Below are 25250 nucleotides of genomic sequence, written 5' to 3' on the forward strand. Positions count from 1 at the left end.
GTCCAAAAGTGACTGGCGACAATCGTAATATGTCGTTATATTAGACAATGAAACATTGTAAATAGGGAGTGATGATTGAGCGCATGTAAGCTTAATGTATCACTCATTTTGACAATTTATATGTATTTAGGCAGTGATTGGCAAATCAGAATAAAACGATTAGCCAGTAGAGGATAAATCACTTTATTCTTGGACGTAAACTAAAGTTTTATTCGGTATAGTTTATAGGTTTTGTTAACGACTATCAGCTATAGTATAGCAAGCGATAGGTTTAATAGTATACTGTGCTGCTAAGTTTGTAACAGCTATACGAACATCGATTGTGCCACTTTATGGTGCTATTAATTTTTACCGCTCTTACTTTTACTGCTTTTAATTTAGATGTATTAGAGGATATAACAATGACAACGACTGAAGAAGACAACACCCCCCGAATCTTGATTGTTGAAGATGATGAGCGTCTGGCCATGTTGACTCAAGATTACTTGGTCAAAAATGGTTTAGAAGTAGCAATTGAAACTGATGGTAACCGCGCTATTCGCCGTATCGTCAATGAGCAACCAGACATGGTCGTACTTGATGTTATGCTTCCTGGTAGCGATGGTCTGACCGTATGCCGTGAAGTGCGTCCGCATTATCAAAATCCAATTCTGATGTTGACTGCCCGTACTGAAGACATGGATCAAGTACTCGGCCTTGAGATGGGTGCTGATGATTATGTTGCCAAACCCGCCCAGCCGCGCGTACTATTAGCTCGTATTCGTGCGTTATTGCGCCGCTCAGAAAATGCACCATCAGAAGATGTGCCACAGCGTCTAGAGTTTGGTGAGTTGGTCATCGATAACGGTGGTCGTTCAGTCACGCTTAGTGATGAGCTGGTAGATTTTACTAGCGCCGAATATGATTTATTATGGTTACTTGCATCGAATGCTGGTCGCATTTTATCGCGTGAAGATATCTTTGAGCGCCTGCGCGGTATTGAATATGATGGTCAAGATCGCTCTATTGACGTACGTATCTCGCGTATCCGTCCAAAAATCGGTGATGATCCAGAGAACCCAAAACGTATCAAAACAGTACGTAGTAAAGGCTACCTGTTCGTGAAAGAAGGTAACTAGGTCGAACTGATTCATATAGTCATGAAATATTGAGAATCACTTCACAAAAAAACCAGCCATTATGCTGGTTTTTTTGTGGCTAAATTTTAATTTTTAAACTTAAATGCGGTGTTATGTGGTTTAATTAAGCAATTATTATAGACGCTGATTAAATACATAAACTATTTGCACGTTTTTTATGGAACATAATGGTATATGAACTTGAGTATATTATTTGGCGTTTAATCATTCTATTCTACAGAGCTTGATATTAGTAATATAGCAGTGCTCATAGGCTATAAGATATCAGCAGTTTTTATTTATTAAGTTGGTCACGGCACGTATGTCATTAGTCTCTTCTTTAAAACACAGTATTTTTGTTCGTATCTATGCTGGACTACTCATAGTCTGTTTGTGCGTAGCATTGTTTGCGCAGTTATTGATGGGTACTATCAATATGGAGCGTGTACAGTCCTACCGTGAAAACATGGCAATGGGGGCTTTTCATTTGGTGAGCGAAGGTATTTCTCACCAAAACACTGCAGAAGAGCGTGAATACTGGTTGTCTGATGCAAGTAGTTTGTTCGGGGCAAATTTTAAAATCATACCTATTGATGACATAGATTTTACCGCAAGCGAGCTGAGACGTTTTGAAAATGACAATACCGTTGTGCGTTATGTCGAACAGCCTGTGTATGCAGATGTTTATTATCGCTTGCCGGATAATGAGAATGTCCTAACAGCACGGATATCGGAGGTTACGGAGCAACAAGTCAGAGCAATTGCGGTCTTTTTATTGGACGATTTGTCTTATGAAGTCACCTTGTCTGATAAACGTGCACGCTTGGCCGAACTTGAGGAGAAATTTTCTTTTCCTCTGGCATTTGTGCCTGTTAACACGCTCGATTTAGATTCAGATCAAATGTCACGCCTACGCCGCGATGAAGTGGTCATCTCATTACAAGACCCTAATAGTAGTACCAGTAGCTCGGCCATCAAGATAGTGGTTCCGTCTGAAATCAATGATATGGCAGTCTTGATAGGCCCTGTACCCTTATTTAACTGGTTTCCACTTAATTTGATTATTAGTATGATCCTGATTAGTATGTTTTTAATCAGTTTGGGTGTTTATGCGCTCATTTTCCCACTTGAGCGCAAGCTACAGCTGATTCAAGTTGGTGTTAATGAGGTGAGTAAAGGCAACCTTGATATTCAAGTACAAGTCATTGGTCAAGATGAGATCGCACGTCTATCAGCCACCTTTAACGCAATGACGTCACATATAAAGCGTTTGATTGAGTCGCAACGAGAGCTCACGCGAGCCGTATCACATGAGCTTCGTACGCCAGTTGCTCGTATTCGATTTGCGGTAGATATGCTGGCTGATACTGATGACGAAGATTCACGCTTTATGCAGCGTGACTATATCGATGAAGATATCGAATCACTGAATGGCTTGATTGATGAGATTTTAACTTATGCCAAGCTCGAAGAGGGCTCGCCAAAATTAGATTTAGAACCAGTAAATCTCAGAGAGCTGCTACAGCAGATTGAGCGTGAGACCAATGCACTAGGTAAGCCGATTAAAATAGTGACCAACTTGCCAAATGCGAAAGTAACCGCGATTGCTGATCGACGCTATCTGCACCGTGTGATTCAGAATCTTGCAGGTAATGCTTTACGTTATGCTGAAACTACTATTATCGTGAGTGCTGGTGTTAAGAAGGGCAATGCTTTCGTTAGCGTCGAAGACGACGGTCATGGTATTCCTGAGGCTGATCGTGAAAAAGTATTTATACCGTTTTCGCGCTTGGATGATAGCCGTACACGAGCATCAGGCGGCTACGGCCTAGGTCTGTCTATTGTATCGCGCATTGCCTTTTGGTTTAATGGTAGTATGAAAGTAGATGAGAGCCGAGAACTTGGCGGCGCAAGATTCGTAATGACATGGCCTATCAAACCATTGACACAAGTTTTGGCTGCTGATGAATTGACGCAAGAAAAAAGCGAACGCGATTTTGATACTAAATAACAATGCTGAACAATGATGACAAGTAAAAAGTTGTCATCATTAAACGAACCTGATTACCAATATTTTGATAATCAGGTGTCATGCTTGCAGCAGCTTATTCTAGGATAGTTTGACAATACAGGAGGCAAAGGATGCCATATTTATTTGGTGGCTTGGTGCTATTGAATGCGATTACGCTGGGTTACTACTTGTTTCTAAAGCAGCCATCAACAACCCAAACGCTAAAGACAGCCAAATAAGAAATTACTCAGCCATTAGCATTTACTAATAGTGCTGAATATATTCCGCCTATCATTGGTAGCAAAGATTAATTTATCCACGCAGGGTTTGTCTGAGCTATAGTGTTAAGAGTTGTCTGCATTCGATGTAATACTATCGACTGTAGATGTGTCATCGACTGCATCAGCAGCCAAAGTATTGTCTCCAGCAACTTTAGAGAGTAGAGGTATACGCACACATACTTGCAACCCACCATCGGGATGATTGATGGCCTCAACTGTGCCATGATGTAATCGTGCAATGCGGTCTACAATGGCTAGTCCTAGACCGCTACCTTGGGTAGTACGTGCGGTCTCCCCACGCTCAAATGGCTGCATGATACGCTCCAATTGATCCTCTGCCACACCGTCACCGCAGTCACGCACACAAATCATCAGTTGCTCTTGTGCTTCTTTATTGACAACGTTCTCACTGACGACATCGCTATCTTCTTCTTCAACCGTTTCTATAAATGTTGGTATCACCGTGGCTGATAGATAAATCGGCGGTTTGCCATAACGATTGGCGTTATTGATCAGGTTGATGATGAGACGCTTGATGGATAAGGGGCGTACAGGAATGACCTTGTGACACTCTGATTGATAAACGAACTTCATGGGTGCGAACTGCACCATGATCTCATTAAATATCGTGTCCAAATTGGTCAAGCTAACTGGCTCATCGGAGCCGTCTTTCATAAATGAGATGAACTGCTCTAAAATCGCATCCATATCCTCAATGTCGTAAATTAGCCCTTCACGAAAAAAATCATCTGGTAGCATCTCAGCAGTCAAACGCATACGAGTCAATGGCGTACGCAAGTCATGTGAGATACCAGCGAGCATGATGGTTCGCTCTTTTTGGGCTTGATTTAATGTTGTAAATAGACGGTTGAAAGCCATGTTTACTTGACGTATCTCGGTAGGGCCTTTTTGCGTTGGCAGTGTGGTCGCATGACCCAGACGAATATAGTTAGTCGCTGCACGTTGTAGATAACGTAAAGGGCGGTTCAATTGCCTAGCTAACAAAATAATCGTTAGCAGCGATAAGATAGGCAAACCAATCAAAAACAATATGAGCAATGTTGGGCTGTACTGCGAGTAATAAACCACTGGCTCACGAATCCAGAAACTGTCATCGCGGCTGTCTTGTACCCAAAGCTGCGGTGTTGGTTTGAACTTGAAATAAACTTCGACAGGTCGACCCAGCTGTGCACCAATCTCATACTGCAGCACATCAGTAAAGAAGCTCACAAATGCTTTGTCAGCCACCTCTGGAAAGTCACTGGGGTTGTTCACCACCACGACATGAGAATGTTGATACACCCATTGGCGGATATCAGGACGATATTGCCAGTCTTCGTTTACGCTATTGATTAATCGCAGCTCACTTGTCAAATAACGCGCATGGTTTTTGAGTTCTGGCAGATAAAGACTGCGCCAAAAGAATAAAATCGACAAACTCACACTTATGAGAACAATAAAAGCGACCATCAAGGTTGTCAGCCAAGTATTGGAATAAGAACGTGGCAGCCAACCTTTGCGACGGGGCTTTGAGTTTGGAGTAATCATATAAATCCAGCAGATTAAGAAAATGTCTGATTAAATTTGGTTTTGAGTTAAGCCGCAATTGTATTTTGGAGAAAGAGCAGGTTATTTCTAAACATGGCGGCTGAGAGTAGGGTGTGCCAGTCTATTTCAACACACCATAGAATAGCATAATCGATGAATCTTACTGTGACGCTATTCATTTAAGCAGTTTGTTATGTGCCTCTCCAATATTTTAATAATACCAAATCTAAAGCGCGGTATATTTTAGTAACTGATTAAAATAGAGAGTCCTTAATAATTGTATAAAACGTACGGTTATGCTCGATTATGTTTTACATAGACGGGTATTTAAGCTATTGTTAATAAATAATTAAATAAGCACAGTTTATGTTTTCAATAAATCAAGACTGTGATATAATTATGCCCTTTTTGGTATACCTGCGAAAGAGAGAATTCACATGGTTGTTATTCGTTTAGCACGGGGCGGTGCCAAGAAACGCCCATTTTATCAAGTAGTTGTTGCTGATCAACGCCGCGCGCGTGACGGTCGCTACATTGAAAACATCGGCTTTTTTAACCCACTCGCTAAAGAGTCTGAAGAAGCAGTACGCCTAAACATGGAAGCGTACAATGCGTGGATCGCAAAAGGTGCACAACCTTCAGATCGCGTTGCTTCATTAGCAAAAGCTTACAACAAGTCTGCAGCACAAACTGAAGCAACTGCTTAAGTTTCCGTTGTTATTGAGTCGCTCGTAGTCTTATTACAAGCTGATTCAGTAGACTTTAGAACACATAGCGTAACTGGTCTGACCAGGGTGCGCCATTAACTGTTTATCGCTTTTGACACAATTGTTTTTGCAATTGTTGTTGTAATCATTGTTAGGTTAGCTGCTATGTCATCCACTCCAAACGCTAGTGATCTCATGAAAATTGGTCAACTCAAGAAGCCCTATGGCATCAAAGGTTGGCTTTGGGTATTTAGCGATACGGATGATCGTACAGCAATATTCGACATGAAGCCGTGGTGGATGAAAACTGCTACTGGCATGAAACCTTTGACTGTGAAAGCTTGGCGTGAGCAAGGCACAGGACTTGTGGCTCAATTTGAGCAGATTCCTGATCGCAATGTTGCTGAGACCATGAACGGTGTGACCGTTTGGGTCGAACAAAATGTCTTGCCGGAAACAGCTGAAGACGAATATTATTGGTCGGATTTGGTCGGTATGCGCGTGATGAACGAGCAGAACGAGTATTTAGGCAATATCACTGAAATGTTTGAAACTGGTGCCCATGACATCATGCGCGTGGCAGCCAATTCAGACAGTTTGGATAATGAAGAGCGCCTAATTCCATGGCATAAGCAAACGGTGATAGAAGTCGATACGACTGAAAAAACCGTACTTGTGGCATGGCCAAGTGATTATTAATATTGCCTCTGGTGATATCGCTTCTGGCTTTTTAGTCAGAATTTATTATCAGAATTTATTAATAGTCACACCGATTGTTTTAGCCTCAATGTAAGTAGACATCAGATGTATTTTGCCGTCATTAGTATTTTTCCTGAGATGTTTGCCACGATTCGTGAGTTTGGAATCACGGGACGGGCAGTGACTCAGGAGCAAGTTACGATTGAATGCATTAATCCACGTGATTATACCACTGATAACTATCGCCGTATTGATGAGCGCCCTTATGGTGGCGGTCCTGGGATGGTGATGATGGCTGAGCCATTGTCAAAAGCCATTGAGGATGCACGCTTGCGTGCCAAGGAATACGGTTGCCGTGTCGATAGTGAGCATTGTCCGGTGATTTATATGTCACCGCAAGGGCAAACGCTTAGTGAGAGTAGTGTCGTCGGTATGACTTATTATGATGGCATGATTTTATTATGCGGTCGTTATGAAGGCATCGACGAGCGCCTACTGTCACAATATGTCGATATGGAAGTATCATTAGGCGATTATGTGTTGACTGGTGGTGAGCTACCAGCAATGGTGCTGATGGATAGTGTGATACGTCGTTTGCCCGATATCATGGGGGATGACAAGTCAGCAGAGCAGGACTCGTTTGTCGATGGCTTGCTTGATTGTCCACACTATACCAAGCCGCATGAGTTTGCGGGTATGGCGGTTCCTGAAGTGTTACTGTCAGGACACCATGCCAATATCGCTAAGTGGCGTTTTGCTCAGCAAGTCAGTCGTACGCAAACGCGTCGTCCGGATTTGTGGCAAGCGTTTACTCCGACGGTAGAGCAAGCGAAATGGCTTGAAGCACTAGCAAAAGCAGATAAAAAGTAGGTTGTTGATACCTGACTTTATCGTCATTAAGCTTGATAAACAGTTAACAAATAGAATTTTGAGCAATAATAAAACGAGTCATCGCATAGTGGCCGTTGGTTATAACCCATTTACGTTGTGTCTTATTATAAAGAGATACAATTAATTATTACAAACAGGTGATATGCGTAAAGCCTCTATTATCTAATGTGAGGAGATAACTCTCATGAGCAACAAGCATCCATTGGTTCAGGTCATCGAAAACGCTCAATTGCGTGAACACCCAAACTTTGCACCCGGCGATACCGTTGTGGTACAAGTAAAAGTACGTGAAGGTGAGCGTGAGCGTTTACAGGCTTTTGAAGGCGTTGTAATTGCTAAGCGTAATCGCGGTCTAAACTCAGCGTTTACCGTACGTAAAATCTCAAGCGGCGTTGGTGTTGAGCGTGCATTCCAGCTGCACTCACCACTGATCGATAGCATTGAAGTGAAACGCCGCGGTGCTGTTCGCCGTGCGAAACTGTACTACTTACGTGAGCGTTCTGGTAAATCAGCACGTATCCGCGAAAAACTTGCGCCACGTCCAGCTCAGAAAAAGACTGACGCTGGTGTACCTGATGCCGTTGATACTGCACCTGGTATCTAAGTACAAGTTTGCCGTTTTGAGTTGATCGTATTATTTTAGGATTGACTCAAATAAGGTAATAGTAGATACAAGCCCTTATTCATAGGTTTATTTATAAATAAGCGGGCCATACCAAAAAAGACAAAACCCCAATCTATGCGAATGCTAGATTGGGGTTTTTGTATGTGCGCGCTTATCAATTTAAATTTGCTGGGTGTTAACTGGATATTCACAGCTGATAGATACTATGCCTTGTCATTAGTCAAAAAGCCTTACCAGTAAAGTAGCCAAAAACTATTCAGTATGGGGTGTTTCAATTCGGCTGGCTTGCTCTTTAGATTTGCTGTATTTGCGTAGTCTGATATACAAGGTTTTGGTGACGGTAGCAATGAGCTTTTGCTGGTCGTCGACGATATCGACTTGGTATTCCCGAAATACAGCTTCACCGTCTTTTGCCAACTCTTGAATGGTAATCACCTCAGTGCTAGGTATTTTCATTCGTGCGGTGACTTTACTATTACCGGGCGCGATAAAATCAATATGTGAGCTTTTGTCCCAGACCACATAGTTGCTACCCAGTTGATGCATCAGCATGAGCATATAGAAGGGATCTACCATGGAGTATAAACTACCACCGAATTGAGTACCGACGATATTTTTGTTGAGAGTGGTCAGTTCCATGCTGACCACGCACAATCCCTGATCGAGGCTGATGTGGTCGATTTTGATGCCTGCACCGATATAGGGCGCGTAAGTATTGAGTCGCAGCTTTAAAAGATGCGGGGTCAGTAGCGGCATGATACTTTGCTTGGCTCGACGCTTCAAAGTCTCAAAATTGCTGGGTAGCACACTCATAAATCTATCCTGTTGCTTTTATTGATTTTTCAGTGATATTGGTAGCGCTGTTTCTTAGTGCTTGCTATTAGACGATAAACGACAAAGACATTTATCATAGTTAAAAATGACTGCGCTCGCTAGTTTCAAAGCGTAACTAAGCATAGTCTTTATAGTTATCGCAAAGCAATATTTAATATAACTATCTTTAGTATTTAGATATATGATAAAAAATGTTCAGATGTCAGTTATTCTTAAGAAAATTGGCCTTTAATTTAATTTTATGTCCAAATTAGCGCTGTTTATTCCCAATAGTTTCCTATTAAGTTTATTATTGTACCCAATGAAAACTTTCATTTATTTTTATAACGATATATGTAGTCTTTTTAATTCACCTTAAATTCGCATTTCCTTATGCCTTAACATACAATGGTTTTCCGCTTATCATGACCGATTGGTCATTTAGCTAACGCCAAACCAAAAAAGTATTCAATCAAAACCTAATCAACACAAGGAAATGTGATGAGTAATATTCAGGCCTCATCTTCAGGGTCTAATACGCCGCGACCAAACCCAGCCAATCAAGACAGCGAATTGCAAGGCAGTTATATAGATTTGCATAAGCCAAGCTCAAGCTTCGACAGTCGAGATGCCTATCTCAACCACGAATTACAAATCATGCAGCCAAAACGTTGGCGTCCCAATTTACCATTTCGTGATTATCGTTTTGAGTATGAAGATACTATCCCAGCGATGGCAGCGACCATCGGTAAAGTGGTCATGGTGGGCGCTATTGCAGCAACCTTTGCAGGACCACTCGGCTTAGGTGATGCGTTTGTTTTAGAAAACGTTCGTTATGAGCTGTTGATTGTCTCGTTCTTTATTATCTTATTTTCTGGATTTCTGCTACCGACAGCCAACCTCGCTGGTACTCATGGGCCACTTATTCCATTGATTCCCATTGTCGTTGCTGCAGGTGGGCATCCAATGGCTTTTGGCCTACTCATTGGGGCTTTTGGCCTGCTGCTTGCTATTAGTAAAGGAGGAAGCTTACTGGCCAATTTAACCAGTAAAGGCGTATGCGGTGGTCTCTTAATTTACTTAGGGTTTATCGGTACGACGTCACAGGTTAAGAACCTTTTTGCTTGGGCAGAAGGGATTGGTATGTCGCACATTGCTTTCTTTATTATTCTAGCGACTATCCTGCTATATGCATTGCTTGAGCATTGGCAAAAGCGCTGGCTTGCGGTTCCGCTCAGTTGCGTGTTAGGTGGCGGACTTGCTTTTACACTAGGCGCACCTTTTGCGTTCAAAACGGCACCAGGTCTACCGCATATGAACCCAATGTATTGGTGGGGTGAGAATACAGGTTGGATGTTAGGGCTACCGACGATTGAAAGCTTCATTGTGGTATTGCCGTTTGCTATCTTGGCAGTTGCTATGTGGTCACCAGATTTCTTGGGTCATCAGGTATTCCAAAAAATCAGCTACCCTAAGCGTACTGAAAAAGTGCTCATGAACATCGATGACACGATGACCAGCGCTTCATTTCGTCAGGTAGTGGGCTCTGTGCTAGGCGGTGCCAACTTTGCGTCATCTTGGGGAACGTATATTGTCCCTGCGGCGATTGCTAGGCGTCCGATTCCTGCTGGTGCTTTATTGACGGCCTTGTTCTGTATTATCGCAGGTGTTTGGGGCTATCCAATGGATTTGGCCATCTGGCAACCCGTGATGTGCGTGGCATTGATCGTTGGGGTTTTCATCCCACTCTTAGAGGCTGGCATGGAGATGACGCGCGAAGGTAAAACCACGCAGTCTGCTGCTATTGTGGTGTTTGCTTCTGCCTTAGTGAACCCAGCCTTTGGTTGGTCGCTCACGCTATTGCTTGATAATTTGGGCTTGATTGGCTCAAAAGAGCGCAGTGCTAATTTGACTAAAATGAGCCGATGGATCATACCAGGTATTATGTTCGTGGTACTGACTGGCGTGATGGCTATCGTCGGTATGTTGCCAGGTATTCCAGCATTAATGGCAAACTTCCGTCATTAGACCATTGATGATTAGCATATAACCGAACAAACGAAGTCAGCATAAAGCTGGCTTTTTTGTGCGTGCTATCGAGGCAATAATCAGCTTGCAAAACCACGATTCCTGCCCCATAACTAGCAGTATTACTAAGATTTTTAAGAGCAATACATTCTATGGTTACTGTCTCAGAATTGAATCCTGTCGATGACAAAAAAGCCCGTCTTAAGCATCTGATCAAGAACTTGCCTAATTTGCCAGGGGTATATAAGATGCTGGGCAAAAACGGCGATATTTTATACGTTGGTAAAGCCAAGTCGCTAAAAAGCCGTGTGAATAGTTACTTTGCCAAGACGATCGATCATCCAAAAACGCGGGCACTGGTGGCACGGATTCATAATATTGAGACCATTATCACGCGTAGTGAGACCGAGGCGTTGTTGCTCGAGCAGAACTTAATTAAAGAGTATCGCCCGCCTTATAACGTCTTGCTACGTGATGATAAGTCGTATCTATACGTGTTTATCTCAGCGGATAAGCCTTATCCACGTTTGGCGTATGGACGCGGCAAAGGCAATCATCAAAAAGGTCGTTTCTTTGGCCCATTTCCCTCTGCCCATGCAGCAAAAGAAACGCTGGTGTTGATGCAAAAAATGTTTCAAATGCGCCAATGTACCAACACCTTTTTTAAGCAGCGCCAGCGTCCGTGCCTTGAGTATCAAATCAAGCGTTGCCGCGCGCCCTGCGTTGGACTGGTATCGCCGGAAGAGTATGCAGAAGATGTGAATAACACCATTCGCTTTTTGAAGGGTGACTCTAGTGATATTCATAGTACGCTGATCGAGAAAATGGAAGGCGCTGCCGAAACGTTAGATTTTGAAAAGGCGGTATTGTACCGTGATCAATTGTCGATGCTACGCGAAGTACAGGCAAGGCAAGCTGTCTATACGGTGCAAGGTGAGGCAGATGTGATTGCCATTGCCAGTCAGGCGGGCATGACTTGCGTCAACGTGCTGACCGTGCGCGGTGGTCGCGTGTTAGGCGGTAAAAACTATTTCCCTGATGTGGACAGTAGCGAGCCGCTAGCAGATAACCTATCAGATTTTATTACCTCGTTTTATTTTCAGGTGACGGACGATCTGCCAGCAGAGATTATATTGAGTCATGAGATTCCTGATCAGGTAGCGGTAAGCGAAGCACTAGCAACGCATTTTGGCAGCAAAGTAGTCATCAAAACCAATGTGCGTGAGCATCGCTCAGAGTGGCTAGATTTGGCAACACTCAATACCAGTAATGCGCTAAAGACTAAGCTTGGTGATTATTTAGAATTGCACGCACGCTTTGGCGCACTAAAAGACGTACTGGCTGAGGTGACTGATCGCACCATTGATCGCATTGAATGTTTTGATATCTCGCATACCATGGGCGAGGCGACCATTGGTAGCTGCGTCGTATTTGATCAAGGCGGTGCGCGCAGGCGTGATTACCGTCAATATGCCATTCATGATATCCAAGGCGGCGATGACTATGCAGCCATGAAGCAAGTGCTGACAAGGCGGTATAAAAAGCAGCCGTTGCCTGATTTGTTGCTTATCGATGGTGGTAAGGGTCAGCTGAGTATGGCGAAAGAAGTGCTGGTTGAATTGGGCATTCTTGGTGATACCTTGCTCATTGGTGTTGCCAAAGGGGAAGGGCGTAAGGCGGGACTTGAAGTCTTGCACTTTTTGGATCATGAGCCATTAGATTTGCCCATGGATAGCAAAGCATTACATTTACTGATGCATATTCGCGATGAGGCGCATCGTTTTGCGATCACCGCGCACCGCAAAAAACGCGATAAGCGCCGCTCCTCATCGGTACTTGAGGTCATTCCAGGTCTGGGTGAAAAGCGCCGCCGCGATTTACTCAATCACTTTGGTGGTATGCAGCAACTGCTTGGCGCGTCACAGCAAGAGTTGGCAGGTGTACAAGGGATTGGCCCTGTACTGGCAAAGACGGTTTATAAAGTATTACACGAGTAGATTTGTAACGCTAAAACGATAGTAAATAAAAAAGGGTCAGCTTTGATAAATATACATATCTGAAGCTGACCTTTTTTTTGAGTCAATCAAATACTATTGGTCAGTCTTTTCTACTTTATAGGTCGTAAATTTGAAGCTCAAATTACTTTTTTCATCGTGCATTTGCTCAGATTCTTCTGCTACTTTGAAGCGATCTGGTAGCTCAGGATAGAACGCATCGCCATCCGTAATATCAGTATCTACGTGGGTCAGCTCAATGCGGTCGGTATACATCAGTGCTTCGCTAAAGACGCGCTCACCGCCAATCACCCAGATCGTCTCCAGATGTAGCCCATGTGCCAAACTTGCGGCATGAGTAAGGGCATCATCTAAATTATGCACCACATGCGCGTATTCATGTCCGACCAGTCCTTGCTGTTCTGCATAGTCCATTTGAGTAGAGATGATAAAGCACACACGCTTTGGTAAAGGCTTGCTACCCATGGATTCAAACGTCTTGCGACCCATAATGACGATGCCCTGAATATCGCTACTAGAGGCCGTATTTTGCGAGTCACGTGTGGTCATTTTTTTGAAGTGCTGCAGGTCTTGTGAGATATGCCACGGCAGCTCGTTGTTTTTACCGATACAGCGATTGCTACTTATGGCGGCGATTTGGGCAACTTCAGTGTGGGCATAGCTCATAATGGGTCCTTTCTATTATATTTTTAAACGTCTGTATTTTAACTCACCGTCTTATTTATTGTCGTGCATGAGACGTATTTTAAACGGCAACTTTGGCTTTGATGGTCGGATGAGACTCATAGTTATTGACGCTAATATCGTCGTATTTAAAGGCAAAAATATCTTTCACCTCTGGGTTTAGGGTCAATGTTGGCGGTGTATATAGCGAACGTGTCAGTTGTAGCTCAGCCTGCTCGCGGTGGTTTTGGTAAATGTGGCAATCACCACCTGTCCAAACAAATTCACCAACTTCTAGGCCGCAAACCTGCGCGACCATATGCGTCAATAACGCATAACTGGCAATGTTAAAGGGCACACCTAGGAAAAGATCAGCCGAACGTTGATACAGCTGGCAAGAGAGCTTACCATCCGCCACAAAAAACTGAAACAGTGTATGACACGGGGGTAGTGCCACTTGCTCTGCCTCTCCTGGATTCCAGCCAGAAACAATCAAGCGGCGCGAGTTGGGGTTGGTCTTGATTTGCTCAACGACCTGTGCGATTTGATCGACACCATCATCGTTGTAGCTGCCGTCCGCGTCTTTACTTGCACCATAGTTACGCCATTGATGACCGTAGACAGGGCCCAGCTCACCTTCAGGACGATTGAAACGTGCGGTTTGCTCCGCTGTCGCCCACTCATTCCAGATACGCACGCCATGGTCCTGCAAATATTGAACATGGGTGCTGCCACTCAAAAACCATAGTAGCTCATAAGCAATGGACTTAAAGTGGACTTTTTTGGTCGTCAATAATGGAAAACCTGCCGCTAAGTCAAAACGCAGCTGCGCGCCAAAATGACTCAGCGTACCTGTGCCCGTACGATCGCCTTTTTCGCTGCCTTCACTCATGACGTGACGCAGCAAGTCCAAATAAGCCTGCTCGTTTTTACTACTGTAACTGCTCATAAGATTGCTCTTCTACGCTATCAAAGCGCGTCATTAAATAAGTCTTAATCTGTTTTTTGGACATTTATAGTGCAAGTGCGCTTAATAAGCCGCTTGCTTACCCCAATCGTAGATGCCACGCTTGTAAGCGTAACCGATTAAAAACAGACCAATAATAATCATCGGCGTGCTCAATATTTGCCCTTTGGTCACCCAACCTAACAAAATAAACCCTTGGTCAACGTCTGGCTGACGGAAGAACTCAATGATGAAGCGGCTCAAGCCATAGCCCAGCATAAAAACACCAGTCACTGCCATGCGCGGACGAGGCTTTGATGAGTACCACCACAGGAATAAAAATAGCAGCAGACCTTCGGCAAAGGCTTCATACAGCTGTGACGGATGACGAGGCAATAAATACTGACCATTGACCTCGGTCATCACCTCTTGTAGCGCAGGATTGGCTTGTAGCTGCTGCATATCAAAGCCAGCCGCTTGGGGGAAGTAGGTGAGCCAATTGTAGCCACCATCAGAAACACGGCCCCATAACTCGCCATTGATATAGTTGCCAATACGCCCAAACAATAAGCCCGTCGGCACGCAAGGCACGATAAAATCGAGTACTTGAAACGGAGTCTTTTTATATTTGCGAGCAAAGTACAGCATCCCAAGCATGACACCAATCAGGCCACCATGGAATGACATGCCGCCTTCCCAAACCTTGAAGAGGTAGGCTGGGTTTTGTAGCAGCTCGCCAAATTGATAAAACAACACGTAACCGACACGGCCACCCAAGATAACGCCCAGTGCACCAAAGAACACAAGATCTGAGACCATATCTGTTGTCCAGCCCTCACGCTTGGTGCTGCGATACCATGCCAGACCGTAAGCGGCAGCAAACGCCAATAAATACATGAGGCCATACCAGTGGACTTGGACGGGCCCAAGTGCCAAGGCGACAGGATCGTACTGAGGATGAATCATCATAAGAGTGTCATAATATCGATAATAAAGTGCTGACTATAATAGCAAATTTCAAGCGCTGGTCATACACAATTGCTATCAAGGCAAGCACGCGGTATTGATGATTTAGGGCATTGATTTGATGCCCTGTTTTTGGGTAGGTAGTAATGAGATATGATGAATACACTGCCGCAGATATGGGTTATAGGCGTGATGCGAGCGGTTTAGACCGATCATAAAGAGTTTCTTATGATGCACAGCGTAAGATAGAGACACAATTATCAGTGGCAAAGAGCGAGCATGACTAACTAAGTATGAGAAAGAGTCATCAAATGGCGACCAAATCTTGTACCTTGTTGTCGACCATCGTATCGCCTGCACCTTGAGAGATGACCTTGCCACGCGAGAGCACGGTGTAATTGTCAGCAAGCTCTTCGGCAAACTCATAAAACTGCTCAACCAGTACAATCGCCATGTCCCCTTTGTCAGCCAAGTCGCGAAGCACACGGCCGATATCTTTGATAATAGACGGCTGAATACCTTCGGTTGGCTCATCCAAAATAAGGACAGTCGGCTCGGAGGCGAGCGCACGAGCAATGGCAAGCTGCTGCTGCTGACCGCCAGACAAATCACCACCGCGGCGATGTTTCATCTCATCAAGTACTGGGAAAATATCATATAAATGCTTGGGTACTTGCTTGGCTTTAGCGCGTGAAAACTTTGCCATACCAATTAAGATATTTTCTTCTACCGTTAGTGTCGAAAAGATATCGCGTCCTTGCGGCACATAAGCCAAACCTGCTCGCACGCGCTGCTCGGGGGAGAGTTTGCTGATGTCTTGGTCATTGAGCAAAATTTGTCCTGATTTGATCGGTAATATCCCCATCAGGCATTTGAGTAACGTGGTTTTGCCCACGCCATTACGTCCAAGTACCACACTGCACGCGCCTACAGGCGCTGTAAACGAGACATCTCGTAAAATATGACTGCCGCCGTAATATTGATTGATACCATTGACTTGTAACATGACGGTCTCCTAATCTTTCAATGATTTTTAATATTTGCAGGGTTTCGCATTTGCATAGCTTGGCATTTGCATAGCTTGGCATTTGCATAGCTTGACATTTGCATAGCTTGACATTTGCATAGTTTCGCGGTTTATGGGCTAATGATGTATTGAGTCATTGTCCAACTATCGACCCAGATAGGACTCAATCACCGCTTCATTGGCTTGCACTTCCGCCAAGGTACCTTCGGCCAATATCGCCCCTTGTGCCAATACGGTGACTTTTTCACTAATCGCATCAATAAAAGTCATATCATGCTCGACCACCACTAAGGTATGGTTCTGTTTGAGGCGCAGGCACAGCTCGGCAGTATGCTCAGTTTCGGCATCGGTCATGCCAGCCACAGGCTCATCGAGCAAAATGAGCTTGGGGCTTTGCATCAACAGCATACCAATCTCTAGCCATTGTTTTTGACCATGAGAGAGTAAGCCTGCTGGCTTATTGATTTTGTCCGTCAAGCGGATTTGCTCAAGGGTAGAATTGAGGGTATCGCGCGTATCGGCATCGAGTTTGTTGAACAAGCTTTTGACCACGCGCTTGTCTTTTGGCGCAGCAAGTAGCAAATTATCCATTACCGTAAAATTTTCGAACACGGTGGGTTTTTGAAACTTACGCCCGATACCCGCTTCAGCGATTTCTTCGGTAGATAGGTTGGCAAGATTATGCGTTTGACCAAAAAACACACTGCCTTCGGTAGGTCGAGTTTTACCAGTGATGACATCCATCAGCGTGGTTTTACCCGCGCCATTGGGGCCGATGATACAGCGCAGCTCACCTTCCTCAATATAGAGCGACAGATTGTTGAGTGCGCGAAACGAGTCAAACCAAACGCTCACCTCTTCTAGATATAGCGCAATGCCATGGCTAAAATCGACGCCTGCTGGCTTTGGGTGGCTGCGACCCGTACCACCATGAGTACGCCCATACTCATGGTTCGACTGCTCAGATGGTGTTGATTTATCAGTTAGCATTACTGTTTCTCCTTTTTGAAGCGATCGAACAAGCCCATGATGCCATTGGGCAAAAATAAGGTGACTACAACGAACAGCCCGCCCAATATCAATAGCCAAAACTCAGGATAGGCAACCGTGAAATAGGTTTTTACTGCATTCACCACACCTGTTCCCAAAATCGCACCCACCAAGCTGCCTCGACCACCAGTGGCTACCCAAACGGCCATCTCAATTGAGTTCACAGGGTTCATCTCACTTGGATTGATAATGCCGACTTGCGGCACATAGAGCGCACCTGCGATACCAGCAATGACGGCGGACAATACCCAAGCGGAGAGCTTGTACCACAGCGTGCGATAGCCTAAATACTGCAAGCGGTTTTCGCTATCACGAATTGCGCCTAGCACTCGCCCGTACGGCTGATTCATCAAATAACGCAGTCCCATGTAAGAGAGGAGTAATGCCAAGGCGGTAACAAAACACAGCATAGAACGGGTTGAGGCAGCAGTAATGTCATAACCTAAGAGGGTAGTAAAGCCCGTGAAGCCATTATTGCCACCAAAGCCTGTTTCGTTACGGAAGAATAGCAGGGCGGCGGCATAGACCATGGCCTGAGTGATGATAGAAAAATAAACACCTTTGATTTTTGAGCGGAAAGCAAAAAATCCAAAGATAAAGGCAATCACACCTGGCACCAAAACTACCAATGCCATCGCCCACCAAAAATGCTGCGTGCCGGCCCAATACCATGGCATCTCAGTCCAGCTCAAAAAGCGCATAAAATCAGGCAAGCCATCGCCAGCAGTCTCACGCGTTAAGTACATGCCAAATGCATAACCACCCAGCGCAAAATATAAACCATGCCCCAAGCTCAAAATACCAGCGTAGCCCCAGACCAGATCCAGTGCCAAGGCCACCATTGCCAATGCCATGATTTTGCCAATCAGGGTAATCCAGTAGGCGGATAGGTGAAAGGGTGACGTCTCTGGCATTAAGTGTAGCCAAGGGAGTATCAATAGCACGGCAAAGCACAAACCGATTAAAATGGCGCTACGCCTTGTATCAGACAGTAATTTGGTCAGTATCATAAGAGTCTCCTTATTCGACAAAGCGGCCTTTGAGGGCAAATAAACCTTGTGGCCGCTTCTGAATGAACAGAATCACAAGAACCAACAACACAATCTTGGCTAATACCGCGCCAATGCCAATCTCAAGCACCGTACCACTGACACCCAATCCCAAGGCGGCCAAAACCGCGCCCCATACTTGTCCGACCCCGCCAACGACGACGACCAAAAAGGTATCGATAATATACGTCTGACCCAGATCAGGACCCACGTTACCCACTTGAGCAAGCGCGCAACCAGCCATGCCAGCCAGCCCAGAACCCAAACCAAATGCCATCATATCGATGCGCGCAGAAGGGATACCGACGGCACGTGCCATTTGACGGTTTTGAGTGACGGCGCGTATAAATAATCCGAAGCGGGTTTTATTGAGCAAGTACACCAGTAGCGCCACGACAATGACGGTAAACACGATGATGGCAATACGGTTGTAAGGCAGCACCAAACTTGATGAGACTTGATAGGCACCGCTGAGCCACGCCACATTGCTGACTTCAACGTTTTGCGCGCCAAAAATCATCCGTACCAATTGCATTAAGATTAGACTGACGCCAAAGGTTGCCAATAGCGTCTCTAGTTCACGACCATATAGCGGACGAATGACAATGCGCTCAATAATCATACCGATAACAGCACTGACCAAAAATGCAGCGGGAATAGCAGCAAGCAAATACCAGCCCGCCATATCTGGCAGATAAGCTTGAAATAAGTTTTGCACCACATAAGTGGTATACGCACCAATCATAATCAGCTCACCATGCGCCATATTAATCACGCCAAGCAAGCCAAAAGTAATCGCAAGGCCAAGTGCCGCGAGTAGTAAAATGCTGGCGGTACTCATGCCAGTGAAAATATGACCTGTCCATGTGCTTATCTCAATACGGCGTGCCACGCTATCTCTGGCATCACTGAGCGCTGCCTCAAGCGCCGGATCCAAGTTGTCAGATGCAAGGGCAGATTCAAGATCAACCAATACCTGCGGATTATCGCTATCAGCGAGTAGGTTCACAGCCTCAATCTGAGTGGGTAAATCGCCATTTTTGAAATCAATACGAGCCTGTAGAGCCGTTAGTGCTTTTTGAACGTTGGCATTGTCCTCATTTGCGGCAGCGGCTGTGATAATGGCTGGATCGACTTGGTCAATGTTATCTGCCAAAATCTCCACAGCCTGCAAGCGCTGTGCTGGCTTGTCAGATTCGAGCTTTACCTTGGCTTGTCCAAAGATAAGCGCCGAGCGCAAGGTATTGGTCAAGGTGACTTGGGACAAATCGCTTGGCCAATCGGACGTTTCGGTTTTGTCGGGATATGTGAAGAGTTGATCCTCTGCATTGAGCAAATACGTTTGGCCACGGTTGCCTTGATACAGCTCATCATTGGCAATCAACTCGACCAGATTGTCCAAACTCTCAACCGATCCTGGCCAAGCACTTAGCATGGCTTGGCGCTGACTAAAATCGCCCGCCACAAATTGTTGAATAGCATCGCCTGATACTGCCGTCGTAGGCTGTGTCGGGGTAGTCAACGACTGCTCATTATTGGTACGCAGCGTGTCACTACCATCGGTCATCGACTCTGATGTCACAGTGGCGATATTTACCGATTGAGCATCGTCATCTGCATGAACGATGGTGGTGAAGGCCGCTAACAGTAAGGCAATTAATACCAGCAGCCGTCGCGGCACAACCATTGAGATCCTAGCCGCATATGTCTTTGCTAATGCTTGCTGATCATTATTGTTTTTGGATAATATCTGCCCCAACAATGGGCGTAAAGTATGGTGCTGCATGTGCGGCTCCCTGTTTTTACAGACAACAAATCCTTGTCCTCTATTACTTAACGCAGTAAGTCATAGAAGCCGTGATAAGGTTTGGAGGTACTTAAAATTTTGAGAATAAGTGCTGAACTTCAAGATAGCGAGTAGGCGGTGGCTCGTTCATTGATATAGTCTATTGGTCGACTATTCATACTTGCTACCACCATGCGCTTTTCAGCACCTATTTATTGAGAGAGCCATTTATTTCGGGATATACTCGCTCCATGGCTGCGCTCGGATGACCTCTGGCGTTTTAAAAATCGTATCAAACTGACCATCGGCGCGAATTTGACCAATCATGACAGGCTTCCATAAGTGATGGTTTTCTTCATCCATCTTGAGGGTGTAGCCAGAAGGCGCATCAAAGGTTTGTCCCGCCATACTAATACGGACTTTATCAACATCGGTGGTGCCAGCATCTTCCACTGCCTGTTTCCACATATTGATACCCACATAAGTGGCTTCCATAGGATCGTTGGTCACAACCTTGTCGGCATTCGGTAGGTTTTTGTCCAAGGCGTACTGCTTATAGCGTTTGGTAAAATCGTTATTGACGGGATTTTTGATCGACATAAAGTAATTCCATGCCGCCAAGTGTCCTTGTAGCAAGCTGGTATCGATACCGCGCAGCTCCTCTTCGCCAACTGAGAATGCCATGACGGGAATATCCGAGGCTTTGATGCCTTGGTTGGCAAGCTCACGATAGAATGGCACGTTTGAGTCGCCATTGATGGTAGAGATCACCGCCGTCTTTTTGCCCGTTGAGAATTTCTTAATATTCGAGACGATGGTTTGATAGTTGCTAAAACCAAATGGCGTGTACTCTTCCATGATGTCTTCATCAGCCACGCCTTTTGATTTCAAAAATGCCTTTAGAATCTGGTTGGTAGTTCGTGGATAGACGTAATCGGTACCCAATAATACAAAGCGCTCTGCACCGCCGCCTTCTTCACTCATCAAATACTCAACTGCTGGAATGGCCTGCTGGTTGGGCGCCGCGCCAGTATAAAAGATGTTTTCTGATTGCTCTTGTCCTTCATACTGCACGGGATAAAACATCAAGCCGTTCAGCTCTTCAACCACGGGCAAGACAGACTTGCGCGAGACCGAGGTCCAACCACCAAAAATCACATCGACTTTGTCTTGAGTAAGCAGCTGACGCGCTTTTTCGGCAAACAAGGGCCAGTCAGAGGCAGGGTCAACAACGACAGGCTCTAGCTGCTTACCGAGCACACCGCCATTGGCATTGATTTCGTCAATGGTCATCAGTGCGGTATCTTTTAGGGAAGTTTCAGAAATGGCCATGGTGCCAGATAGCGAGTGCAAGATGCCTACTTTGATCGTGTCGCCATCAGCGGCAGGAGTGGTTGTTGTTTCTGTCGTGGTTTCGGTTGTTGTCTCTGTCGATGTCGCAGTTTCGGCAGGCTTTTGACAGCCAGCTAGACTCAGGCTACCAACGACGGCAATCGCTAATAATGAAAAACGTGATTTGATTTTGCCATGTAGGTGAGCATTAACAAACTGAGGATTGGCTAAAGTGGGTAACGAAAACATGGACATCTCCTAAATAGACACAAAAGATAAAGTATGGCTCCTGAACAGTTATTAAGCGTTCAAGTTCCGTGCCAAGTCAAAAATGCCAATAATCGTATAATATTTGAGCAATAATTAAATATTTTCTATGATTTTCGTTAATTTAGTGCACGATTGTTAATAGAGCGCACCATAACGGGGAAGGAGATAAAAAATTGGTGCAATTGACAGACTGGTAGCAAAAAAAGAGCCGTTATTATCAAAATAGCACAACGAACAAAAGCATTTATTGCCAAAGACTGGCAAAACGGCTACGGTAATGCCTATAGAATAGACATTATTTCACATACGTATCTCATGAACAGATTACGCTGACGCCATGATTAATCACACCCCCAAGGAAAGATATATGAACGCATACCGAACACAGTGGTCTGGCCTAACGGCTCATGCTCGCACCTCATCACGGCGCTCGCAACGATCGCGCCTTATGGTTTTGCCACTTGTGCTTGGTGGCAGTACGGTATTAGGCTTACCCGTCGCCCAAGCGGCAACGAGTAGTATCGAGCAAGTGACTGTCTATCAAGGGCTGGCGAGTGTGACACGCTCATTGCCCATTACTGGTAGCGGTGAGCAAACCGTGGTATTTTCGTGCCTATCACCTTATATGGATAAAGACAGTCTCAGCGTGCAGGCAATAGGTGGTGTCAATATTGGTGAAATCAGCATTGAAGAGTTAACAGGAGAGCAAGCAATCCAGTGCCAATATCAAGGCGATGCCGAGGTACAAACACAGCAAAATACTTTAGCTAGTATTAATGCGGAATTAGAAGCGGCGCGCTTAGCAAAAGCCTATTTGCAAAATTTGACTAAGGCCACGCAAGTCAACACGGCGAGTACGATTGCTAGTAACGCACGCGATATAGAGGCGCAGGCGTCCCGTATTAACCAAAGTATTATTGAGATGGAGCGGCGACAAGCAAGCGCCCAAGATACACTGAATCAGATGATGGCAAGCAGTGTTACGTCAACGGCGAGTAATGTGACCCAAGTGAGTGTACGCACTGCCAGTCGCGCGCCAAGTAGCATTAAATTGCATTATCAAGTACAAGGCGCAGGCTGGGAGCCTACGTATCAGGCGCGTCTCAACACCAATAGCGAGCACCTAAATATCACCGCTTCTGCGATTATCGCCCAACAAACTGGCGAGAATTGGACCAACGTTCCTGTCACTCTCAGTACAGCCAACCCCAACCAGCGCGCGACAGGACGACTGCCTCATGTGCCGCGCCTATCACTTTATGAAGAAAACCAAAAAGTGCATCGTGTAACGCCTATGGAAGAGAGCTTACCTGCTGTAGTATCTGCCAGAGAAGGTTATAGCGACGATTCTAGAGCACCAAATATGGCACCACTGCCGAACTTTACGGTCAGTAGCCAAAATAAAAACGGTATTATTGAATATCGCTTGCCGCAGCGAGTGAGTATACCTAGTGGTGGCAGGCGAGTGCGTACTGTCATTGGCGAGCAGTCTGGCAGCAGTAAACTGTGGGTTCGTAGTACCCCAAGCGTTGAGACGGCCGCCTATTGGTATGCATCAGCGCCATTTCTGACGCCAGAGTGGGTGGACGGCTCACTACAGCTGTACCGTGATGACAATTATGTTGGACAATCGCGCTATAACTATCAAATGCTAAAAGAGCAGGGGATTGGTTTTGGTCGTGATCCTGGCATGATAGTCAAAGAACTGACCAATGAAGACAAGCAAGGGGAAAAAGGCGTGCTCAACCGCACCCAAACCTTAACAACCACCCAAGCCTATGAATTTACCAATCAGCATAACCGCCCTGTGCGCCTGCAAGTGTTGGGGAGCGAGCCTATCAGCCGTGATGACAGTCTCAAAGTCGCCGTCACCCACACGCCGCCTGTCACCGAGCGTAATTGGAATGACAATCAAGGCATGGTAGCGTGGGAGTTTAACGTGCCGAGTAAACAGTCACAGGTGATACGCTCAACCTCCCAAATCAGTTACCCTGCCAATAAGATATTGACTGGTGATCGATAAATGATACTTACTCAGCAAATCAGTTTTAAGCGATGATGTTTATTTTTACCAAAAATCACGCGGCCCATAAACGTTTATCAAAGGAATACTATGTGTATTGTCGCCATTGCTTGGCAGTTGTTTGACGAGCTGCCATTAGTGCTATTGTCTAATCGCGATGAGTTTTTGCAGCGTCCGACAGAGAAGCTGCATCAATGGCCTGATCAGCCGATTTATGCAGGGCGTGACCGTCAAAGCGGCGGTACATGGCTAGGTATTCATCAGCAGTCGCTAACAGATACAGTAGGCGAGGATGACACTATTTATCAGCAAAATGGACGCTGGGCGGCCGTATTGAACTTTCGGGACGGTGTGCAGGCAAGTGCCAATGAACGTTCGCGCGGTGAGTTGGTAAAGCGTTTTTTGACCAGTACGCTCAGTCCGATGGCGTTTGCACGACAGATTGATTTGCGCAATTATGCAGGCTTTAATCTGATCGTCGGTGACGCTCGGCAAGCAGTCATTGTTAATAATCGCGGTCATGCCCCCACGCCGCTACATACAGGATTGCATGTGATTTCAAACGGTCAGCCAGAGGATAGCTGGTTTAAGACTGAGCGGTTGCGTGGGCGTTTACGCCAAGAGGTGTTGCCATTGATTGCCGAGGACAGCGCGGCTAGCTACTGGCAAGCAGCTGCATTCAATGTGTTGTCAGATAATACCAAGGCACCGGATGATCAGTTGCCAGATACAGGGATGAGCACTGAGCTTGAACAGACCCTATCCTCTGTTTATATTGAGCCTGTGAGCTTTGGTAATGCTGACACCAGCAAGCCTACTTATGGCACACGAACCCAGAGTATTTTGACCTTGAGCAAAAATGGCGGGGTAGATTCAGAGATCACCGCTCACATTGTCAGTCGAGAGTATCCACATTCAGTGGCTAGTGAGTAAAAACTTAGGGGCTGTCCTAGATAAGTAAAATTATTTAGGATAGTACTATGAGAAAGAGTAAACTAAGTTGGTATAAACAAAACAGACTCATCGAGCTATTTGTTGCCGGTTCTACCGCGAGAACAGCAGCAAGCCTAATTGGTGTTAATAAAACCACAGCCAGTTATTACTTTCATAGGCTACGAGTGCTTATTTACGAGAATAGTCAAGACCCTGGTCTATTTGAAGGCGAAATCGAAGTAGACGAATCATACTTTGGTGGCACTCGTAAAGGCAAGCGAGGGCGAGGTGCTGGTAGCAAAGTGCCCGTGTTTGGCCTATTAAAGCGTAAGTGAAGCCTGATAGCATTGTTTATACTGACTCATTTAAAAGCTATAACGCATTAGATGTCAGTGAGTTTACTCATTATCTCATCAACCACTCCAAAACCTTTGTTAATGACAAGAATCATATTAATGGTATAGAGAAC

The 25250-nt window shown here is 45.3% G+C and carries 19 protein-coding genes and 2 pseudogenes; 11 read left to right on the top strand and 10 right to left on the bottom strand.

All coding sequences use genetic code 11. From position 1 onward, the window contains the following. The first annotated feature begins 401 nt into the window (after positions 1-401). Together BLR43_RS07795 and BLR43_RS07800 are read left to right on the top strand one after the other, a co-directional pair. On the top strand, positions 402-1118 hold the full coding sequence (locus BLR43_RS07795) for a response regulator (RefSeq protein WP_071002805.1): 717 nt from the start codon (positions 402-404) through the stop codon (positions 1116-1118). Positions 1119-1440: 322 nt separating this feature from the next. Continuing rightward, positions 1441-3129: an ATP-binding protein gene (locus tag BLR43_RS07800; protein ID WP_093070154.1), complete on the top strand. Its 1689-nt coding sequence runs from the start codon at positions 1441-1443 to the stop codon at positions 3127-3129. Between the two features lie 344 nt (positions 3130-3473). On the opposite strand, the gene BLR43_RS07805 is transcribed toward BLR43_RS07800, so the two are convergent. Further along, positions 3474-4958 carry an ATP-binding protein gene (locus tag BLR43_RS07805; protein WP_093070157.1) on the bottom strand — a complete coding sequence of 495 codons (1485 nt, stop codon included), beginning with the start codon at positions 4956-4958 and terminating at the stop codon, positions 3474-3476. A 437-nt stretch (positions 4959-5395) separates the two neighbouring features. Here BLR43_RS07805 and rpsP point away from each other — a divergent pair, with 437 nt between their 5' ends. The 4 genes from rpsP to rplS all read left to right on the top strand — a co-directional run bounded on the left by rpsP (position 5396) and on the right by rplS (position 7859). Next, positions 5396-5665 carry a 30S ribosomal protein S16 gene (rpsP, locus tag BLR43_RS07810; protein ID WP_021812802.1) on the top strand — a complete coding sequence of 90 codons (270 nt, stop codon included), beginning with the start codon at positions 5396-5398 and terminating at the stop codon, positions 5663-5665. 165 nt (positions 5666-5830) lie between these two features. Next, on the top strand, positions 5831-6364 hold the full coding sequence (gene rimM, locus BLR43_RS07815) for a ribosome maturation factor RimM (RefSeq protein ID WP_058023513.1): 534 nt from the start codon (positions 5831-5833) through the stop codon (positions 6362-6364). Between the two features lie 105 nt (positions 6365-6469). Next, the gene (gene trmD, locus BLR43_RS07820; protein WP_093070159.1) at positions 6470-7234 is read left to right on the top strand and encodes a tRNA (guanosine(37)-N1)-methyltransferase TrmD; all 765 of its coding nucleotides are present in this window, start codon (positions 6470-6472) and stop codon (positions 7232-7234) included. 205 nt (positions 7235-7439) lie between these two features. Next, a complete protein-coding gene (rplS, locus tag BLR43_RS07825) occupies positions 7440-7859 on the top strand; it encodes a 50S ribosomal protein L19 (RefSeq protein WP_058023515.1) in 420 nt (139 codons plus the stop codon). A gap of 273 nt (positions 7860-8132) precedes the next feature. Here rplS and BLR43_RS07830 read toward each other — a convergent pair whose 3' ends face one another. Then, a complete protein-coding gene (locus tag BLR43_RS07830) occupies positions 8133-8693 on the bottom strand; it encodes a DUF4442 domain-containing protein (RefSeq protein WP_093070162.1) in 561 nt (186 codons plus the stop codon). Between the two features lie 501 nt (positions 8694-9194). Between BLR43_RS07830 and BLR43_RS07835 the strand changes: the two genes are divergently transcribed. Both BLR43_RS07835 and uvrC read left to right on the top strand, forming a co-directional pair. Next, positions 9195-10721: a DUF3360 family protein gene (locus tag BLR43_RS07835; protein WP_093070164.1), complete on the top strand. Its 1527-nt coding sequence runs from the start codon at positions 9195-9197 to the stop codon at positions 10719-10721. A 152-nt stretch (positions 10722-10873) separates the two neighbouring features. Next, positions 10874-12718 (top strand): excinuclease ABC subunit UvrC, encoded by a 1845-nt coding sequence (uvrC, locus tag BLR43_RS07840; RefSeq protein WP_093070166.1) that lies wholly within the window; start codon positions 10874-10876, stop codon positions 12716-12718. Between the two features lie 93 nt (positions 12719-12811). Here the strand turns inward: uvrC and BLR43_RS07845 are convergent, their stop codons facing one another. The 8 genes and pseudogenes from BLR43_RS07845 to urtA form a co-directional block, all read right to left on the bottom strand. Beyond that, positions 12812-13402, bottom strand: coding sequence for a dihydrofolate reductase (locus tag BLR43_RS07845; protein ID WP_093070169.1), 591 nt, complete (start codon positions 13400-13402; stop codon positions 12812-12814). A gap of 79 nt (positions 13403-13481) precedes the next feature. Further along, a complete protein-coding gene (locus BLR43_RS07850; protein WP_093070171.1) occupies positions 13482-14348 on the bottom strand; it encodes a thymidylate synthase in 867 nt (288 codons plus the stop codon). 81 nt (positions 14349-14429) lie between these two features. After that, positions 14430-15314, bottom strand: a complete 885-nt coding sequence (lgt, locus tag BLR43_RS07855) for a prolipoprotein diacylglyceryl transferase (protein WP_093070174.1) — start codon at positions 15312-15314, stop codon at positions 14430-14432. A 304-nt stretch (positions 15315-15618) separates the two neighbouring features. Then, entirely contained in the window at positions 15619-16317 is a 699-nt protein-coding gene (gene urtE, locus BLR43_RS07860) for an urea ABC transporter ATP-binding subunit UrtE (protein WP_071002818.1), read from the bottom strand. A 165-nt stretch (positions 16318-16482) separates the two neighbouring features. Beyond that, positions 16483-17244, bottom strand: a pseudogene (urtD, locus tag BLR43_RS07865) (urea ABC transporter ATP-binding protein UrtD); the annotation flags it as partial. A gap of 83 nt (positions 17245-17327) precedes the next feature. Next, on the bottom strand, positions 17328-18398 hold the full coding sequence (urtC, locus tag BLR43_RS07870; RefSeq protein ID WP_071002819.1) for an urea ABC transporter permease subunit UrtC: 1071 nt from the start codon (positions 18396-18398) through the stop codon (positions 17328-17330). Positions 18399-18408: 10 nt separating this feature from the next. Continuing rightward, positions 18409-20004, bottom strand: coding sequence for an urea ABC transporter permease subunit UrtB (gene urtB / locus BLR43_RS07875; protein WP_093070193.1), 1596 nt, complete (start codon positions 20002-20004; stop codon positions 18409-18411). 447 nt (positions 20005-20451) lie between these two features. Next, positions 20452-21804 carry an urea ABC transporter substrate-binding protein gene (urtA, locus tag BLR43_RS07880; protein ID WP_071002821.1) on the bottom strand — a complete coding sequence of 451 codons (1353 nt, stop codon included), beginning with the start codon at positions 21802-21804 and terminating at the stop codon, positions 20452-20454. 388 nt (positions 21805-22192) lie between these two features. Between urtA and BLR43_RS07885 the strand changes: the two genes are divergently transcribed. The 3 genes and pseudogenes from BLR43_RS07885 to BLR43_RS07895 form a co-directional block, all read left to right on the top strand. Further along, positions 22193-23848, top strand: a complete 1656-nt coding sequence (locus BLR43_RS07885; RefSeq protein ID WP_093070179.1) for a DUF4139 domain-containing protein — start codon at positions 22193-22195, stop codon at positions 23846-23848. 90 nt (positions 23849-23938) lie between these two features. Beyond that, a complete protein-coding gene (locus BLR43_RS07890; protein ID WP_093070182.1) occupies positions 23939-24781 on the top strand; it encodes an NRDE family protein in 843 nt (280 codons plus the stop codon). 47 nt (positions 24782-24828) lie between these two features. Next, positions 24829-25250, top strand: a pseudogene (locus BLR43_RS07895) (IS1595 family transposase); the annotation flags it as partial.

Source organism: Psychrobacter pacificensis, from assembly GCF_900101915.1.
In the GTDB taxonomy this organism is placed as follows: domain Bacteria; phylum Pseudomonadota; class Gammaproteobacteria; order Pseudomonadales; family Moraxellaceae; genus Psychrobacter; species Psychrobacter pacificensis.